A 17,188-nucleotide genomic window follows, 5' to 3' on the forward strand; every position below is an offset into this window, starting at 1 on the left:
AGTGGCAAGGTTAACCGAATAGGGAAGCCGTAGAGAAATCGAGTCCGAATAGGGCGAATCAGTCGCTGGGTGTAGACCCGAAACCAAGTGATCTATCCATGGCCAGGATGAAGGTGCCGTAACAGGTACTGGAGGTCCGAACCCACTAGTGTTGCAAAACTAGGGGATGAGCTGTGGATAGGGGTGAAAGGCTAAACAAACTTGGAAATAGCTGGTTCTCTCCGAAAACTATTTAGGTAGTGCCTCAAGTATTACCGTCGGGGGTAGAGCACTGTTTAGGCTAGGGGGTCATGGCGACTTACCAAACCTATGCAAACTCCGAATACCGACGAGTACAGCTTGGGAGACAGAGCACCGGGTGCTAACGTCCGGACTCAAGAGGGAAACAACCCAGACCGCCAGCTAAGGTCCCTAAAATTGGCTAAGTGGGAAACGAAGTGGGAAGGCTAAAACAGTCAGGATGTTGGCTTAGAAGCAGCCATCATTTAAAGAAAGCGTAATAGCTCACTGATCGAGTCGTCCTGCGCGGAAGATGTAACGGGGCTAAGCCAGTTACCGAAGCTGCGGATTTGCAATTTATTGCAAGTGGTAGGAGAGCGTTCTGTAGGCCTGTGAAGGTGTCTGGTAACGGATGCTGGAGGTATCAGAAGTGCGAATGCTGACATGAGTAGCGTTAAAGGGGGTGAAAAGCCCCCTCGCCGTAAGCGCAAGGTTTTCTACGCAACGTTCATCGGCGTAGAGTGAGTCGGCCCCTAAGGCGAGGCAGAGATGCGTAGCTGATGGGAAACAGGTCAATATTCCTGTACCGATCAATAGTGCGATGTGGGGACGGAGAAGGTTAGCTCAGCCAACTGTTGGATATGTTGGTTCAAGCCTGTAGTCGTGCTCGGTAGGCAAATCCGCCGGGCTTAGATGAGGGGTGATAACGAGTCTGCTTGCAGACGAAGTGAGTGATACCCTGCTTCCAGGAAAAGCCACTAAGCTTCAGCTATTGACGACCGTACCGCAAACCGACACTGGTGCGCGAGATGAGTATTCTAAGGCGCTTGAGAGAACTCAGGAGAAGGAACTCGGCAAATTGATACCGTAACTTCGGGAGAAGGTATGCCCCAAGTAGGTGAACCTGTACAAGGCGAGCCCAACGGGGTTGCAAAAAATCGGTGGCTGCGACTGTTTAATAAAAACACAGCACTCTGCAAACACGAAAGTGGACGTATAGGGTGTGACGCCTGCCCGGTGCTGGAAGATTAAATGATGGGGTGCAAGCTCTTGATTGAAGTCCCAGTAAACGGCGGCCGTAACTATAACGGTCCTAAGGTAGCGAAATTCCTTGTCGGGTAAGTTCCGACCTGCACGAATGGCGTAACGATGGCCACACTGTCTCCTCCTGAGACTCAGCGAAGTTGAAATGTTTGTGATGATGCAATCTCCCCGCGGAAAGACGGAAAGACCCCATGAACCTTTACTGTAGCTTTGTATTGGACTTTGAACAGATCTGTGTAGGATAGGTGGGAGGCTTTGAAGTGATGTCGCTAGATGTCATGGAGCCAACGTTGAAATACCACCCTGGTGTGTTTGAGGTTCTAACCTAGGTCCATTATCTGGATCGGGGACAGTGCATGGTAGGCAGTTTGACTGGGGCGGTCTCCTCCCAAAGCGTAACGGAGGAGTTCGAAGGTACGCTAGTTACGGTCGGACATCGTGACGATAGTGCAATGGCATAAGCGTGCTTAACTGCGAGACTGACAAGTCGAGCAGATGCGAAAGCAGGACATAGTGATCCGGTGGTTCTGTATGGAAGGGCCATCGCTCAACGGATAAAAGGTACTCTGGGGATAACAGGCTGATACCGCCCAAGAGTTCATATCGACGGCGGTGTTTGGCACCTCGATGTCGGCTCATCTCATCCTGGGGCTGTAGCCGGTCCCAAGGGTATGGCTGTTCGCCATTTAAAGAGGTACGTGAGCTGGGTTTAAAACGTCGTGAGACAGTTTGGTCCCTATCTTCCGTGGGCGCTGCAGATTTGAGGAAGCCTGCTCCTAGTACGAGAGGACCGGAGTGGACACACCTCTGGTGTATCGGTTGTCACGCCAGTGGCATTGCCGAGTAGCTAAGTGTGGAAGAGATAACCGCTGAAAGCATCTAAGCGGGAAACTCGTTTCAAGATGAGATCTGCCGGGGCCTTGAGCCCCCTAAAGAGTCGTTCAAGACCAGGACGTTGATAGGTCAGGTGTGGAAGCGCAGTAATGCGTTAAGCTAACTGATACTAATTGCTCGTGAGGCTTGACCCTATAACTTTGATAGCCAACACGCTGTGCGTGAAAGCTCAAAGATTGTTATGCCAAGTTGACGCAGTCAAAACACATAAAATCTGATTCCACTCTATGAATTCGTTGTCTTGCTCCAAGAGCAGGACGACTCCAAGTTATGCCTGATGACCATAGCAAGTTGGTACCACTCCTTCCCATCCCGAACAGGACAGTGAAACGACTTTGCGCCGATGATAGTGCGGGTTCCCGTGTGAAAGTAGGTCATCGTCAGGCTCTTATAGCCCCAAACCCCCTCAGTCTCCAAAGGACTGGGGGGTTTTGCGTTTGGGGATAGGAAAATAATTGCCTGTCTTTGGAATGAAAATCTCCGGCAGCAAACACCAAACCCCGGAATTGAAGAATAAGGGGCGGACGATCGATTGTCCTGCTCCCATCACATGCGGTTTCCGTGTGTGTCGGCTTGGGGTTGCCTAAACGGCCAGTCTTCTGCCCTCGCAAAATACCAGCAGTTCTCCTTTGCCGAAAGCTGTCCATGCTTCGTTGGTTGTCAGCGGGCTTGTCACGATCACAGCGACCTCGTCTTGCTCGCTGGTTTCCCGCGAGAAATCCAGCCTCACGTCCTCATCGCTCAGTTGCGCTTCGCCAAACGGATGTCGCCGCTCCAGGTAATACAAACTTGTCGTGGCGTGGGACCACAGCGCCTGGCCGTTGGACAGTAAAAAATTGAAGGTCCCATGAGGGCTGATCCGGGCAGCAAGCTCCTTCAACGTCAGGGTGAGTTCGCGTATGGGCGGCACGCTGGCGTGTGACTTGGCCAACTCCTGCATGATCCAGCAAAAGGCATGTTCGCTGTCGGTGTCGCCCACAGGGCGGAAATGCGAGTGCAGGCGAGGGCGGAAATCCTTGAGGTCTCCGTTGTGAGCAAATACCCAGTAGCGCCCCCAGAGTTCCCGAACGAAGGGGTGGCAGTTCTGCAGGCTCACCACTCCCTGGGTTGCTTTGCGGATATGAGCGATGACATTCTGGCTTTTGATTGGATAGCGGCGAATCAGCTCGGCGACCGGGGAGTCCACCGCAGCTTGATGATCGACAAAATGCCGCAGTCCCTTGTCTTCAAAAAAGGCGATCCCCCAACCGTCGCTGTGATGGTCGGTATTGCCACCGCGCTGTGCAAACCCTGTGAAGCTGAAGGTCACATCGGTGGGTACATTGCAGTTCATGCCGAGCAATTGGCACATAGCGAGGATTCCGTTTCTTCAGTGTTATGGACGCACGGGCGCTGTTTTGTCGTCTGTACAGCCTGCATCAAAACAAGGCTTTTGTCTCAGCGGGCCTTCGCCTCGCGCAACTGCCAGGCTGCCACAAGGGCCAGCACACACAGCAAGGTCAACATCAAAAAGGTTTCCCCAAAGGCGGTAATACGGGCCGTATTGCTTGCGCCAGCGGTTAACGAAGCGCCATGTGCGCCCAGCCGCCATTCGAGCACGATGCCGCACAGGCTGACGCCGGCTGCCCCACCCAGCATGCGCAGAAAACCGATGGCACTGGAGCCCTGGGAGATCAGTGATTTGTCCAGCGGGCGCATGGCCCCGAGGTTCAGCGAGGGCAAGATGAACCCGAGGCCGATCCGGCCCAGAATGGCAAAGGCCACCAGCATCCACAGGGGAGAACCCAGGCCCACAAACACCATGAGCCCGAATGAGAGCGCCAGCAGCCCCAAGCCCGTACTCACCAGAAAATGCGTGGGCTGGCGGTCCGCGAGCCGGCCTACAAAAGCAATGGTGGCCGCCAGTACAAACCCGGCAGGCAGCATGAGTGTTCCTACATGCGAGGCTGACAATTCCAGCCCCAGTTGCATAAACACGGGCAGCAGATAGGTCGACCCGAACAAGGCCGTGCCATAAATGAAAGCCACCACGCTGCCCATGGCAAATTGTCGGTACTGGAACAGCCGCAGATCCATGAGAGGCTTGCGCCCATCGCGGATCAGTCGACGTTGCCATGCAATGAAACAACCGACCGCGAGTGCGGCACCCACCAGCAGCGCGGCCGCTTCCACCATGGAGCCGCCATGCAACGACACCAAGCCGTTGAGCAGGCACAGCGTACCCACAGTGCCCAGCAGAAGACCGCGCCAGTCGAGTGCTTCGCCCTGCCGGTTGGCCTCCACGCCGCCAGGCGCCGTCACAGGTACAAACTTGTACGCCAGCCAGAGCGATGCCAGGCACAGAGGCACCACCATGAAAAAAATGGAGCGCCAGCCAAACCAGTCCACCAACAGGCCGCCAATGCTGGGACCAATGGCTGGCGCAAGCACCACGCCCATACCGAAAATGCCGCTGGCGCGGCCTTGTTCATGCGGCTGGAACGCGTACAGGATGATGACGGCGGGAATGGGCTGCACCACACCGGCCGCCAGCCCTTCGGCCACGCGCGCGGCCAGTACCAAGCCAAAGTCGCGCGCGAGCCCGCCCCCCAAACCGCCGAGCAGCAGCAAGAGCATGGCTCCGACATACGTGGCGCGGTAGCCATACCTGGACAGCAGCCATGGCGTGGTCAGCATGGACACGGTGGTGGCCACCATGAAGCCCGAGGTGACCCACTGGGCACGCGCCTGCCCCAGCGTGAAGTAGTGGCTCATGTCCGGGATTGCTACGTTCACAATGGTTGAGGACATGATCGACGCCATGGTGCCCACCATGACCGACAGCAGCAACAACCATCGATAGCGCTCGCCATAGCGCTCGCGTAACACGGACAGGGACCCTGAGGATGCCGTCATGGGTGGTTTGGCGTGGTCACTGGGGTCGGCCAAATGCGGTCAGGCTTCTGGGTTCCGCTCAGGAGCGCTCCAGCCAGAGCTTGCCGCCTGTGGCCCAGTTCTCGCGTTTCACATCGGTGATCAGGATGTCCACGGATTCGGGCGAACCGCCCAGGATCTCCACGCTCACGCGGGTGATCTCCTCGACCAGCTTGCGCTTTTGCTCGACCGTGCGGCCTTCCATCATCTCGACATGGTACGTAGGCATCTCAGACTCCTTCAGGGCTGTAACAGCGAAAAGCAGGAATCATATCGGTGCAGGCGGAGCGCCGTTCGCAAAGGGGCGCTGCCCGCTGCTGTAGGCAGCACCGCACGCCGCACAGATGCACACCTGGCCACGCTGCGCCTCGGACACGGCGGCCAAGGCCGTGGGGCCGATGGGCTGGGTCATGCACCAGCAACTCTCGGGGGGCGGCCTGCCACCATCGCACATTGGTTGGGCCCGCCACACAGAGGGCAGCGGGACTTCGGGGCGAGGGAGGGGTTCTCGGTGGACATGGGCCGGTGGCAGTAGTGCTCACAGCCAGTGTAAGGCGATGCTCTGCTTGCTGGTGCGGCCCATAGGCCCTCCACGGGAGTTCTAAGTGAAAATAGCTGCCAGCGCTTGACGGTCAAGCGCTAGCAGCTATCAATTAGAGAGCGCTTGGTGGTGCTCGTTGTCGACGGTCGTCAAGACGCCAGGGCTGCCTTGAGCTTCAGGCGCCAGGCATGAAGCAGCGGCTCGGTGTAGCCGCTGGGCTGCTCCATACCCTTGAAGACCAGGTCGCAGGCTGCCTTGTACGCCATGCTGGTGCCAAAGTTGCCGGCCATGGGCTGGTACAGCGGGTCGCCAGCATTTTGACCGTCCACCACCGCCGCCATGCGCTCGAAAGTCTCGCGCACCTGCGCCTCGGTCACCACGCCGTGCAGCAGCCAGTTGGCCATGTGCTGGCTGCTGATGCGCAGGGTGGCACGGTCTTCCATCAGGCCCACGTTGTGGATGTCAGGCACCTTGGAGCAACCCACGCCCTGGTCCACCCAGCGCACCACGTAGCCCAGGATGCCCTGGGCGTTGTTGTCCAGTTCCTGCTGCTTCTCGGCGTCGTTCCAGTTCGGGGCGGCGGCCACAGGCACGGTCAGCAGGCCGGTCAACAGGTTGTCGCGCTCGGCATTGGCGTCGGTCTTTTCCAGCTCGATCTGGATGTCGCTCACCTTCACCTGGTGGTAATGCAGGGCGTGCAGCGTGGCGCCGGTGGGGCTGGGCACCCAGGCGGTGTTGGCGCCGGCCTTGGGGTGGGCGATCTTCTGCTTGAGCATGTCCGCCATGAGGTCGGGCATGGCCCACATGCCCTTGCCGATCTGCGCCTTGCCGCGCAGGCCGCAGGAGAGGCCCACCAGCACGTTGTTCTTCTCGTACGACTGGATCCAGGCGCTCACCTTCATGTCGCCCTTGCGGACCATGGGGCCGGCATGCATGGCGGTGTGCATCTCATCGCCCGTGCGGTCCAGGAAACCCGTGTTGATGAAGGCCACGCGCGCCGATGCGGCGGCGATACAGGCTTTCAGGTTGACCGAGGTGCGGCGCTCCTCGTCCATGATGCCCAACTTCACCGTGTTGGCGGGCAGGCCCAACAGTTGCTCCACGCGGCCAAACAGGTCGCCTGCAAAACCCACTTCGGCGGGGCCGTGCATCTTGGGTTTGACGATGTAGACGCTGCCCTTGCGGGAGTTGCGAATGCCGTTGGCGCCGTGGCCTTGCAGGTCGTGCAGGGCGATGGCGGTCGTCACCACCGCATCCATGATGCCTTCGGGGATCTCGCGCTGCGTGCCCTGCGCATCCTTCCACAGGATGGCGGGGTTGGTCATCAGGTGGCCCACATTGCGCAGGAACATCAGCGAGCGGCCGTGCAGGCGCACTTCGCCACCCGTGGGGCCCGTGTAGACACGGTCAGGGTTCAGGCCGCGCGTGATGGTCTTGCCACCCTTGGCGACTTGCTCGGTCAGGGTGGCCTGGATGATGCCCAGCCAGTTGCTGTAGCCCAGCACCTTGTCCTCGGCGTCCACGGCGGCCACGGAGTCTTCCAGGTCGAGGATGGTGGACAGGGCCGCTTCCAGCACGAGGTCGCTCACGCCGGCTGCATCGCTCTGCCCGATGGGGGTGGAGCGGTCGATCTGGATATCGAGGTGCAGGCCGTTGTGCTGCAGCAGCACCGACGAGGGCGCCGCCGCGTTGCCCTGGTAGCCCTTGAACTGCGATGGGTCCTTCAGGCCCGTGCTGCCATTCGTGAGCGACACCACCAACTGGCCGCCTTCGACCTTGTAGCCCGTCGACTCCTTGTGCGAGCCACTGCTCAGTGGCGCCGTGTCGTCCAGCACCTGGCGTGCAAACGCGATCACCTTGGCACCGCGCACGGGGTTGTAGCCCTTGCCCTTCTCGGCGCCGTCGGTTTCGGGGATGGCATCGGTGCCATACAGCGCGTCATACAGGCTACCCCAGCGCGCGTTGGCGGCGTTCAGTGCATAGCGTGCGTTCAGGATGGGCACCACCAGCTGGGGGCCGGCCTGCGTGGCCAGCTCATCGTCCACATGGGTGGTGGTGGCCTTCGCCTCTGCGGGCTGGGGCACCAGGTAGCCGATTTTTTCGAGGAAGCCGCGGTAAGCCACCATGTCCTGGATGGGGCCGGGGTTGGCCTTGTGCCAGGTGTCCAGCTCGGTCTGCAGGCGGTCGCGCTCTGCCAGGAGGGCGATGTTGCGTGGGGCCAGGTCGGCCACGATGGCGTCAAACCCCTTCCAGAAGGCGGCGACATCGACACCCGTGCCGGGCAGCACCTTGTCTTCGACAAAGCGGTACAGGGAGGTGGCCACTTGCAGGCCATGGATAGAGGTGCGGTCGGTCATGGGGTGCCCAGAGAGTTGGTGAACAGGGGATCAAAAAAATAGAGGCTTCTGCACGCAGAGCATGGGCAGACTGTATTGCAAATGTTTGCACACATAAATACGCTGAAAATCTCAAAACCAGTGACTTTTACGCAAAAGTGGGCCCATGGCGAGGTGCTGTGCCTCTGCCATTTTGCTATCTAATTAATAGCAATAACCCGTTATTCAACATGCGCTATAGCCAATTTTTCTCACATTCCTGATCTAGTGCGCTGGCGCGGCGGTCTGAGGGGCTGAATTCCCGTGGTCCCCATAATGGTCGCCCATGGACAAACTCAAAGCCTTCGAATCTTTTGTGTCGGTGGCCACGCGCGGCAGTCTCACCGCAGCCGCCAAGGCCGAGGGCGTGGCGCCCGCCATCATGGGGCGCAGGCTGGATGCCCTGGAAGAGCATCTGGGTGTGAAGCTCCTGGTACGCACCACGCGCCGCATCAGTCTCACGCATGAGGGCAGCGCCTTTCTGGAAGACTGCCAGCGCCTGTTGTCCGATGTTGCCAATGCCGAGGCCAGTGTGTCCGAGGGCGGCGTCAAGGCCACGGGCCACCTGCGCATTACAGCGCCCGCCGGATTTGGGCGCCGCCACGTGGCGCCGCTGGTGCCGCGCTTTCGCACATCGCACCCCGATGTGACCATTTCGCTGAACCTCAGCGATCGCGTGGTGGACCTGGCGGGTGAGGGTTTTGACTGCGCCGTGCGCGTGGGCGACCTGCCGGATTCCTCCCTGGTCAGCGTGCGTATCGCCGACAACCGCCGCCTGTGCGTGGCCACCCCCGCCTACTTGCAGCGCCACGGCACGCCAGGCCACCCCAGTGAGTTGTCGGCGCACGACTGCCTCACACTGTCGAGCGAGGCTTCGCAAACACGCGGCTGGGCGTTTCGCATGCCAGTAGAGGGGGGCAACACGGAGGTGATTCACCTCAAGCCCGGTGGCCCGCTGGATTGCTCGGACGGGCAGGTGCTGCATGACTGGTGCCTTGCCGGTTACGGCATTGCCTGGCGCAGCACCTGGGAGGTGGAGGCGGAGATTGCCGCTGGACGTCTGGTGGAGGTGCTCCATGCGTTTGCCGCGCCTCCCAACGGCATTTACGTGGTGTTTCCCCAGCGCAAGCACATGCCATTGCGAGTGCGGCTGTGGATCGACCTGCTCAAGCACAATTACAGTCAGCCGGGGTTCTGGAAAGCTGTGTGACACCACGCTGACTTTTCTCTGAACCTGCAGGACTTTCACAAGGAATTGATCCCATGACTCTCGAAGCCGTCCTGGCTGCCCTCCACTTGGTGGCCATCCTGACTTTTGTGGTTTTTCTGTCGAGCCAGGCCGCGCTGTGCCGTATCGAATGGCTCAACGCCGCCGTGGTGGAGCGCCTGGCCCGTCTCGATCTGATCTGCGGCGTGGCAGGTGCGGTAATGATCGGCAGCGGACTGGCGCGCGTTCTGTGGGGCGTCAAAGGGGCGTCGTGGTACTTGTCGCAACCACTGTTTCACATCAAGATCACCATCGTCCTGGCCATGGTCGTCCTGTCGTTTGTGCCGTCGGTTGCATTTCGCCGTTGGCGCCACACGGTGCGCAGCACGGGCGCCTTGCCGGACGCATTCGAGGTGGCACGGGTGCGCCGCCTTGTGATGATCCAGTCGCATGTGCTGCCGGTCGTGGCCGTGATTGCGGTGTTCTGGGCGCGTGGCTGGTAGCGGCGCCGTGGTGGCGTTGCATTTCGCGCCTTCTTGCCCTGTGTGGTGAGCGCGCCGAACACAGCAAAAGAAAAGCCCGCCCGGCAGAAGCCGGCGGGCTTTTCTTTTGTCACGCGGTGCGTGTGGAGGATCTGGCTTACTTCTTCAGGCAGTCGCTCATGAAGGCTTTGCGTTCGTCGCCTTTGAGCGTTTTGGTCTTGGCATCGGCATTGCAGGTCTTCATCTTGTCCTGCTGTGTGACCGGTTTGTTGCTCAGGCAGGTTTTCATGAACGCCTTGCGTTCGTCGCCCTTTTGGTCTCCCGCTTCCTTGTTGCAGGTGGCCATCTTGGACTGCTGCTTGGTCGGCGCCTTGGCGTCGTCGGCAGCATGAACGTTAGCGCCCAAAGTCAGGGCCAGGCCGAGTGCGGTCAGGGAAATCAGCTGTTTCATGGAATCTCCTGGTGTGAGTGCGTTATGGGGGGTCCCGGCGGCATTGCACCATAGAACGCTGCGGGCGGCAACGCAGAGAAGGGAGGGCGAGCATCGGGGGACGGCGCGGTCTACCGCAGCGAAGGCCTCCGCGGCACCGCTGCGGCGTGGTGGGCGCGCAGCGCGGTATGAATCTGCCGTGGGTCGTAAGCCAGTCCCTCAAGGAGGACCACCACATCGCCCCCCCGTTGCCAGCGCTGCAGCGTTTTGACGATCACGCCCAGCGCCGATACCGTGCTGCTGCTGCGCAGCTTCACGCGGATGGCGTTTTCGTAGCCATCGAACTGTACGCGCTCCATGGCCTCCCACGGCACGGTGGCCGAATCATCGTCGCGCAGGTCGGTGATGCCGGATTCGTCGATCACCACCGCAGGCTCCCGTACGCTGTAGGCCTCCCAAGCCGACCGGCCCAGGGTCCCTGCGATGCAAAACGAGCTGAACGCCCCGACCGAAGCGATGAGCGTAATCAACCTGTTGTCGGCCGCATAGATCAGAAGCACCGAGTAGGCCAGGCACGCGACCATGAGCAGTGTGAAGGGCACCTGAAACAGCAGGGTCCACCGGCGTCGGTACAGAAAAATGGGTTGAGGCTGCATGCGTAAATCTCCTGAGCCAGGGCGTGGCAGCACCTTCTGCCGACGGGCCATTGTCGCTGTGCCAGCGCGATCCCGGCGGGTCGTCCGGCGCCTTCGTTAAACGGCCCCGTAAAATCCGCCGATGCTCACAGCCAAAAATGAATTGCTCGCTGCGCTTGCCGCCGAGCTGGAAGTCCTGTCCGAGGGCGCCGGCGCCAAGGCAGCGTTTGAATCCCCCAAGGTGGCCGCGCATGGCGATTTCGCCTGCACCGCCGCCATGCAGCTGGCCAAGCCGCTCAAGCTCAACCCCCGCGCGCTCGGCGAGCAGCTCAAGGCTGCCTTGGAGGCCACACCGGCCTTCCGGCGCTGGGTCGATGCGATCGAGATCGCTGGCCCCGGTTTTCTCAACATCCGCCTCAAGCCCGCCGCCAAGCAGGAAATTGTGCGCGAGGTGCTCGCCGCTGGCGAGCGTTTTGGCTACCAGACGGATCGGGGCGCCAAGGTGCTGGTCGAGTTCGTCTCGGCCAACCCCACGGGCCCGCTGCATGTGGGCCATGGCCGCCAGGCCGCGCTGGGTGATGCCATCTGCAACATCTTTGCCACCCAGGGCTGGGACGTGCACCGCGAGTTCTATTACAACGACGCCGGTGTGCAGATACAGACACTCACAAACAGCACCCAGTTGCGCGCCAAGGGTTTCAAGCCCGGTGACGACTGCTGGCCTATCGACCCTGAGAATCCGGCCAGCAAGGCCTTCTATAACGGCGACTACATCCAGGACATCGCCAACGACTTCCTGGCCAAGAAGACCGTCAAGGCGGACGACCGTGAGTACACCGCCACCGGCGATGTGGATGATGGGGAGTCCATCCGCCAGTTCGCCGTGGCCTACCTGCGCAACGAGCAGGACAAGGACCTGCAGGCCTTCAACCTGAAGTTCGACGAGTACTACCTGGAATCGAGCCTGTACACCAGCGGCCGCGTGGACGCCACGGTAGGCAAGCTCGTCGCCAACGGTAAGACCTACGAGCAGGACGGCGCCCTGTGGCTCAAGAGCACCGACTACGGCGACGACAAGGACCGTGTCATGCGCAAGCAAGATGGCACCTACACCTACTTCGTGCCCGACGTGGCCTATCACATCGCCAAATGGGAGCGTGGCTTCACCAAGGTCGTCAATATCCAGGGCACAGACCATCACGGCACCATCGCCCGGGTGCGCGCCGGGCTGCAAGCGGCCGATGTCGGCATTCCCCAGGGCTACCCGGACTACGTGCTGCACACCATGGTGCGTGTAGTCAAGGGCGGCGAAGAGGTCAAGATCAGCAAGCGCGCCGGCAGCTATGTGACGCTGCGCGACCTGATCGAGTGGACCAGCAAGGATGCCGTGCGCTTCTTCCTGCTCAGCCGCAAGCCTGACACCGAGTACACCTTCGACGTGGACCTGGCGGTGGCTCAGAACAACGACAACCCGGTGTACTACGTTCAGTACGCACATGCGCGGATTTGTTCGGTGCTGCGCGCCTGGCAAGAGTCCGTGGTCGGGCAGGGCGGTGGCGACGTGGCCTCGCTGCAGGGCGTGGACCTGTCGGCCCTGGAAGGCCCACAGGCCCAGGCGCTGATGCTGCAACTGGCCAAATACCCCGAGATGCTCACTGCCGCTGCTGACGGGGAGGCTCCGCACGACGTGACCTTCTACCTGCGCGACCTGGCCGCCAGTTACCACAGTTACTACGACGCCGAGCGCATTCTGGTGGACGATGAAACAGTCAAGCGGGCTCGCCTGGCTCTCGTCGCCGCCACTGCGCAGGTATTGCACAATGGCCTCGCCGTGCTGGGCGTGTCGGCCCCAGCCAGAATGTAAGCAGTGACGTTGAATATGAAGAAACAACAGACGGGCGGGACCATCATCGGCTTCATCGTCGGGGTCATTGTGGGCCTCGGCGCTGCACTGGCTGTTGCCGTGTACGTGACCAAGGTGCCGGTACCCTTCCTGAACAAGGGCAACGGCCGGGGCGCCGACCTGGATGCAGCCGAATCGCAGAAGAACAAGAATTGGGACCCGAACTCGCCGCTGTATGGCAAGAACCCCGCGCGCCCTCCCGCACCGGCCGTGGCGGCGGCTGCGTCGGCCCCGACCTCCACGCCAGCGCCCGAGGTGCGTGCTGCAGCTTCTGCTCCCAAGCCTGCCGCCAGCAAGCCCGAGGCCGCCAAGGCCGAAAGCAAGCCCGGTGCCGACCCGTTGGGGGATCTGGCCGTGGCCAAAGCGGCTGCCAAGGGCAATGTGGACCCGTTCGACTATTTTGTGCAGGCAGGTGCGTTTCGCACCCAGGCCGATGCCGACGCCCAGCGCGCCAAGCTGGCCATGTTGGGTTGGGAGGCCCGCGTGAGCGAGCGTGAGCAAAACGGCCGTGCGGTTTTCCGCGTGCGGGTGGGCCCGTTCACCAAGCGCGACGACGCAGAGCAACTCAAGGAAAAGCTTGATGCAGCTGGGGTGGAGTCTGCCCTGGTGCGCGTGCAGCGCTGAACTTTTTACTGAGCCTTGGCTCACACCCCCATACCCGAACCAGGAGAGTCTTTGTCATGAAACGCCGTGAGTTTTCTTTGTCCGCCGCCTCCGCAGTTGCTGCTACCACCCTGACGCTGCCAGTGGCCAACACCGCGCTGGCCCAGGCCCGCCAGTTCAAGGAGGGCAAGGACTTCAAGCGGCTGGACAAGCCCGTGGCGCCCGACGCGCCCGCTGGCAAGACCGATGTGATCGAGTTTTTCTGGTACAGCTGCCCCCATTGCAATGCGTTCGAGCCCACGCTGGACGCCTGGGTCAAAGCGGCGCCCAAGGATCTGAGCATCCGCCGTGTCCCCGTGGCGTTCAACGCCAGCTTTGTGCCACAGCAAAAGCTTTACTACGCGCTCGAAGGCATGGGCAAGCTCGAAGCGTTGCATGCCAAGGTGTTCCGTGCGATCCATGTGGAGAAGGCGAAGCTGGCCAAGGACGATGAAATCCTGGCCTGGGTGACCCAGCAAGGCGTGGATGTCGCCAAGTTCAAGGAGGTCTACGGCTCCTTCGGCGTGTCCAATCAGGTCCGTCGCGCTTCGCAGCTGCAGGACGCTTACGGGGTGGAGGGCGTGCCTTCGATGGGTGTTGCTGGCAAGTTCTACACAGACGGCACCATGGCTGGCAGCATGCAAACCGTGTTGCAAGTGGTGGAATACCTGGCCACCACGGCCCGCAAAGGCTGACGTTAAGCTGCCGCCTACCGTCTGGCACCCCCTCAAAAGCCCGCACAAGCGGGCTTTTTTCGTGGTGAAGGCCAACGGGTGGATACAATGATTGCAAGATTCGTGCCCTATGAACCATCGCCTCATCCCCCTTCTCTTGCTCGCAGCCCTGCTTGGCCCCTTGGGCGTGGCGCACGCCGAAAAGGCAGACCGCGCCAAACCGATGAACATCGAGGCCGATGCCCTGCGCCACGATGAACTCAAGCAGACCAGCGTGTTTTCGGGCCGCGTGGTCATGACCAAGGGCACCATCGTGCTGCGCGGTGCGCGGCTGGATGTGCGCCAGGATGCTGATGGCTATCAATATGGCGTAGTCACGGCGGAGGCCGGTAAACGGGCCTTTTTCCGCCAAAAACGCGACACGCTGGCCGGGGTGCCTGATGAGTTCATCGAAGGCGAGAGCGAAGTCATCGAGTACGACGGCAAGGCCGACAACGTGCGCTTCATTACCCGTGCCGAGCTGCGCCGCTACCGTGGGGCGATGCTCAGCGACGAAATCACGGGCGCCGTGATCGTCTACAACAACCTCACCGATGTGTTCACTGTGGATGGCCAGCGGACCCCTGCAGCCAATGCAGCGGGCGACGCCCCAGCCTCCGGCAGCCGCGTGCGCGCGGTGCTCGCGCCCAAGGACCCCAAGCCCGGCGCGACAGCACCGGTGCCGGCACTGCCTTCGTCAGCCCCTGTGCTGCGGCCCAGCAACAGCCTTGGCGGCGACGCGAAGTGAGCGCGCCGCCTGACCGTTCCGGCCCTGACTCCCAGGCCGGCAGCCGACTGGAAGTTCAGCACCTGGCCAAGTCCTATGGCAGCCGCAAGGTCGTCAAGGACGTGTCACTCACGGTTCAAAAGGGCGAGGTCGTGGGGCTGCTCGGCCCCAACGGCGCGGGCAAGACCACCTCGTTCTACATGATCGTGGGTCTGGTGCGCAGTGATGAGGGCGACATCCGCATCGACGGCCAATCGGTGGCCCATATGCCCATCCACCGCCGCTCGCGGCTCGGGCTGTCTTACCTGCCTCAGGAAGCCTCCATCTTTCGCAAGCTCTCGGTCGAAGAGAATGTGCGCGCCGTGCTGGAGTTGCAGCGTGGCGATGACGGCCAGCCGCTCTCACGTGACGCCGTTGAAGAGCGCCTGACGGCCCTGCTGCAAGAGTTGCGCGTGGACCACCTGCGTGCCTCGCCCGCCATGGCTTTGTCGGGCGGTGAGCGCCGCCGCGTTGAAATCGCTCGCGCCCTGGCCACCCAGCCGCGTTTCATTCTTCTGGACGAGCCCTTTGCGGGCATCGACCCCATCGCCGTGATCGAGATCCAGCGCATCATCGGCTTCCTGAAAGCGCGGGGCATCGGTGTACTGATCACGGACCACAACGTGCGTGAGACCCTGGGCATCTGCGATCACGCCTTCATCATCAGCGACGGCCGCGTGCTGGCGCAGGGCACGCCGTCCGAGATCGTGGACAACGCCGAAGTGCGCCGGGTGTACCTGGGCGAACATTTCCGCATGTGATGAAGCCAGGTCTCTCGCTGCGCGTCTCGCAGCATCTTGCACTGACCCCCCAGCTTCAGCAGTCGATCCGGCTGCTGCAGTTGTCCACGCTCGAACTCTCGCAGGAAGTCGAGCAGATGCTCGACGAAAACCCGTTCCTCGAACGCAATGCCGACGAAGCTCCGCGCGAAGAGTTTGGCCTGGAAGCGGCCGACACGCCCGCACAGGCCGATGACTACAGCGCGGACGATGCTATTTTTTCAGGAGCTACTAGCGCAAGCAGCACAAGCACTGAAAGCCAAAATGATGCTGAAGTCTCCAGCGCTGGCTCCGACGAGCCCGACTGGAGCGGCGACGGTACCGTGGAGATGGCGCCCAACGACGCCGAGTGGGGCGGAGATGCCCCTGCCCGCACGCGCAACGACTCCGAAGGCGATGAGGCCGACGCCACCGAGCTGGCCCGCTCCCATGAATCGCTGACCGCTTTTTTGCACCGCCAGGCGTTGGCGCTGCGCCTGTCCGAGATCGACCGCGCTGCGCTGCGCTTTCTCATCGAGTCGCTCAACGACGACGGCTATCTGGAAGACCCCCTGGAAGAGCTGGCCGTCAGCCTGGCGGGCCCCGAGGATCTGGAACAGATCGAAGAGCTGGTGCACCGCTTTACTGTGGCGCAGCGTTTGCTGCAAAGCCTGGAGCCTGTGGGTGTGGGCGCACGCGGCCTGGCGGAGTGCCTCACGCTACAGCTCAACGCCTTGGCGCAGGATGAAGACAGCGATGCCGACCCTGACACGGTGCAAACGGCACTGCGCATCTGCCAGCAGCCGCTGGAGATGCTGGCCCGGCGCGACGTGCGCCGCCTGACCCAGGCCTGCAGCGAAGGCGGCAGCAGTGGCGAAGAACGCACGCGCGCAGCCATGGCCCTGATTGCCCGGCTGGAACCGCGCCCAGGCCGCAGGTTTGTCGATGTGGAGCGCAACATCATCGTGCCCGACGTCATCGTGCGCAAAGCGGGGCGCGCCAATGGGCGTGATGGCCAGCACAACTTCATCGTCGCACTCAACCCCGACGTCATGCCGCGCCTGCGCGTGCATGACATCTACGCCGGCGCCCTGCGCGGCCACAAAGGCGGCGAGGGCCACCAGGGCATGCAGCAGCGCCTGCAGGAAGCGCGCTGGTTCATCAAGAACATCCAGCAGCGCTTCGACACGATCCTGCGGGTGTCGCGCGCCATCGTCGAGCGGCAAAAGAACTTCTTTACCCATGGCGAACTGGCCATGCGCCCGCTGGTGCTGCGCGACATTGCCGACGAGCTGGGCCTGCACGAGTCCACCATCAGCCGCGTGACCACCGCCAAGTACATGGCCACGCCGATTGGCACCTACGAGCTGAAATACTTCTTTGGTTCGGGCCTGGGCACCGAGACGGGTGGCAATGCATCCAGCACCGCCGTGCGCGCCCTCATCAAACAGTTCGTCGCGGCAGAAAGCCCCGCCAAGCCGCTGTCCGACAGCCAGATCGCTGAAATGCTCAAGGAGCAGGGCATTGAATGCGCGCGCCGTACGGTGGCCAAGTACCGCGAGGCGCTCAAAATTGCGCCAGCCAATCTGCGCAAGGCGCTGTAGATGTGCTGGCAGGTGGGTGCGCCCACCTGGTTTTTCCGTTCTGCTATTTCTCCTTCTACCCG

15 protein-coding genes and 2 rRNA genes (1 of these 17 only partly in view) are annotated in these 17,188 nt (G+C 61.4%); 10 read left to right on the forward strand and 7 right to left on the reverse strand.

Annotated features, from left to right (window positions below; translation table 11 throughout):
• Positions 1-2,291: ribosomal RNA gene (locus CLU85_RS02170) — 23S ribosomal RNA — on the forward strand (it extends 588 nt beyond the left edge of the window).
• A gap of 139 nt (positions 2,292-2,430) precedes the next feature.
• Positions 2,431-2,543, forward strand: a 5S ribosomal RNA gene (gene rrf / locus CLU85_RS02175).
• 197 nt (positions 2,544-2,740) lie between these two features.
• Here the strand turns inward: rrf and CLU85_RS02180 are convergent.
• The 5 genes from CLU85_RS02180 to CLU85_RS02200 all read right to left on the reverse strand — a co-directional run bounded on the left by CLU85_RS02180 (position 2,741) and on the right by CLU85_RS02200 (position 7,968).
• Positions 2,741-3,508: a class II glutamine amidotransferase gene (locus CLU85_RS02180; protein WP_100408853.1), complete on the reverse strand. Its 768-nt coding sequence runs from the start codon at positions 3,506-3,508 to the stop codon at positions 2,741-2,743.
• Between the two features lie 86 nt (positions 3,509-3,594).
• The gene (locus CLU85_RS02185) at positions 3,595-5,052 is read right to left on the reverse strand and encodes a DHA2 family efflux MFS transporter permease subunit (protein WP_100412327.1); all 1,458 of its coding nucleotides are present in this window, start codon (positions 5,050-5,052) and stop codon (positions 3,595-3,597) included.
• A gap of 58 nt (positions 5,053-5,110) precedes the next feature.
• Complete coding sequence (locus tag CLU85_RS02190; protein ID WP_100408854.1) at positions 5,111-5,299, reverse strand: 4-oxalocrotonate tautomerase; 189 nt, start codon at positions 5,297-5,299, stop codon at positions 5,111-5,113.
• A 39-nt stretch (positions 5,300-5,338) separates the two neighbouring features.
• On the reverse strand, positions 5,339-5,482 hold the full coding sequence (locus CLU85_RS23245; protein ID WP_232727700.1) for a hypothetical protein: 144 nt from the start codon (positions 5,480-5,482) through the stop codon (positions 5,339-5,341).
• 278 nt (positions 5,483-5,760) lie between these two features.
• Positions 5,761-7,968, reverse strand: coding sequence for a malate synthase G (locus CLU85_RS02200; RefSeq protein ID WP_100408855.1), 2,208 nt, complete (start codon positions 7,966-7,968; stop codon positions 5,761-5,763).
• Between the two features lie 304 nt (positions 7,969-8,272).
• Here CLU85_RS02200 and CLU85_RS02205 point away from each other — a divergent pair, with 304 nt between their 5' ends.
• Together CLU85_RS02205 and CLU85_RS02210 are read left to right on the forward strand one after the other, a co-directional pair.
• Positions 8,273-9,196, forward strand: a complete 924-nt coding sequence (locus CLU85_RS02205) for a LysR family transcriptional regulator (RefSeq protein WP_100408856.1) — start codon at positions 8,273-8,275, stop codon at positions 9,194-9,196.
• A 53-nt stretch (positions 9,197-9,249) separates the two neighbouring features.
• Positions 9,250-9,696: a DUF2214 family protein gene (locus CLU85_RS02210; RefSeq protein WP_100408857.1), complete on the forward strand. Its 447-nt coding sequence runs from the start codon at positions 9,250-9,252 to the stop codon at positions 9,694-9,696.
• Positions 9,697-9,832: 136 nt separating this feature from the next.
• Here the strand turns inward: CLU85_RS02210 and CLU85_RS02215 are convergent, their stop codons facing one another.
• On the reverse strand, positions 9,833-10,126 hold the full coding sequence (locus CLU85_RS02215; protein ID WP_100408858.1) for a PsiF family protein: 294 nt from the start codon (positions 10,124-10,126) through the stop codon (positions 9,833-9,835).
• 110 nt (positions 10,127-10,236) lie between these two features.
• A complete protein-coding gene (locus tag CLU85_RS02220; protein WP_100408859.1) occupies positions 10,237-10,761 on the reverse strand; it encodes a hypothetical protein in 525 nt (174 codons plus the stop codon).
• Between the two features lie 121 nt (positions 10,762-10,882).
• Between CLU85_RS02220 and argS the strand changes: the two genes are divergently transcribed.
• From argS to CLU85_RS02250, 6 genes are all read left to right on the forward strand, one after another.
• Positions 10,883-12,604 (forward strand): arginine--tRNA ligase, encoded by a 1,722-nt coding sequence (argS, locus tag CLU85_RS02225; RefSeq protein ID WP_100408860.1) that lies wholly within the window; start codon positions 10,883-10,885, stop codon positions 12,602-12,604.
• A 15-nt stretch (positions 12,605-12,619) separates the two neighbouring features.
• Positions 12,620-13,267, forward strand: a complete 648-nt coding sequence (locus CLU85_RS02230) for an SPOR domain-containing protein (protein ID WP_100408861.1) — start codon at positions 12,620-12,622, stop codon at positions 13,265-13,267.
• Between the two features lie 56 nt (positions 13,268-13,323).
• On the forward strand, positions 13,324-13,980 hold the full coding sequence (locus CLU85_RS02235) for a thiol:disulfide interchange protein DsbA/DsbL (protein ID WP_100408862.1): 657 nt from the start codon (positions 13,324-13,326) through the stop codon (positions 13,978-13,980).
• A gap of 109 nt (positions 13,981-14,089) precedes the next feature.
• Complete coding sequence (gene lptA / locus CLU85_RS02240) at positions 14,090-14,746, forward strand: lipopolysaccharide transport periplasmic protein LptA (protein WP_100408863.1); 657 nt, start codon at positions 14,090-14,092, stop codon at positions 14,744-14,746.
• Positions 14,743-15,525 (forward strand): LPS export ABC transporter ATP-binding protein, encoded by a 783-nt coding sequence (gene lptB, locus CLU85_RS02245; RefSeq protein ID WP_100408864.1) that lies wholly within the window; start codon positions 14,743-14,745, stop codon positions 15,523-15,525. The genes lptA and lptB overlap by 4 nt, the downstream gene beginning before the upstream one ends.
• On the forward strand, positions 15,525-17,126 hold the full coding sequence (locus tag CLU85_RS02250) for an RNA polymerase factor sigma-54 (protein WP_100408865.1): 1,602 nt from the start codon (positions 15,525-15,527) through the stop codon (positions 17,124-17,126). The genes lptB and CLU85_RS02250 overlap by 1 nt, the downstream gene beginning before the upstream one ends.
• The last annotated feature ends 62 nt before the right edge of the window (positions 17,127-17,188 follow it).

Source organism: Acidovorax sp. 69 (assembly GCF_002797445.1).
Taxonomy (GTDB): domain Bacteria; phylum Pseudomonadota; class Gammaproteobacteria; order Burkholderiales; family Burkholderiaceae_C; genus Acidovorax.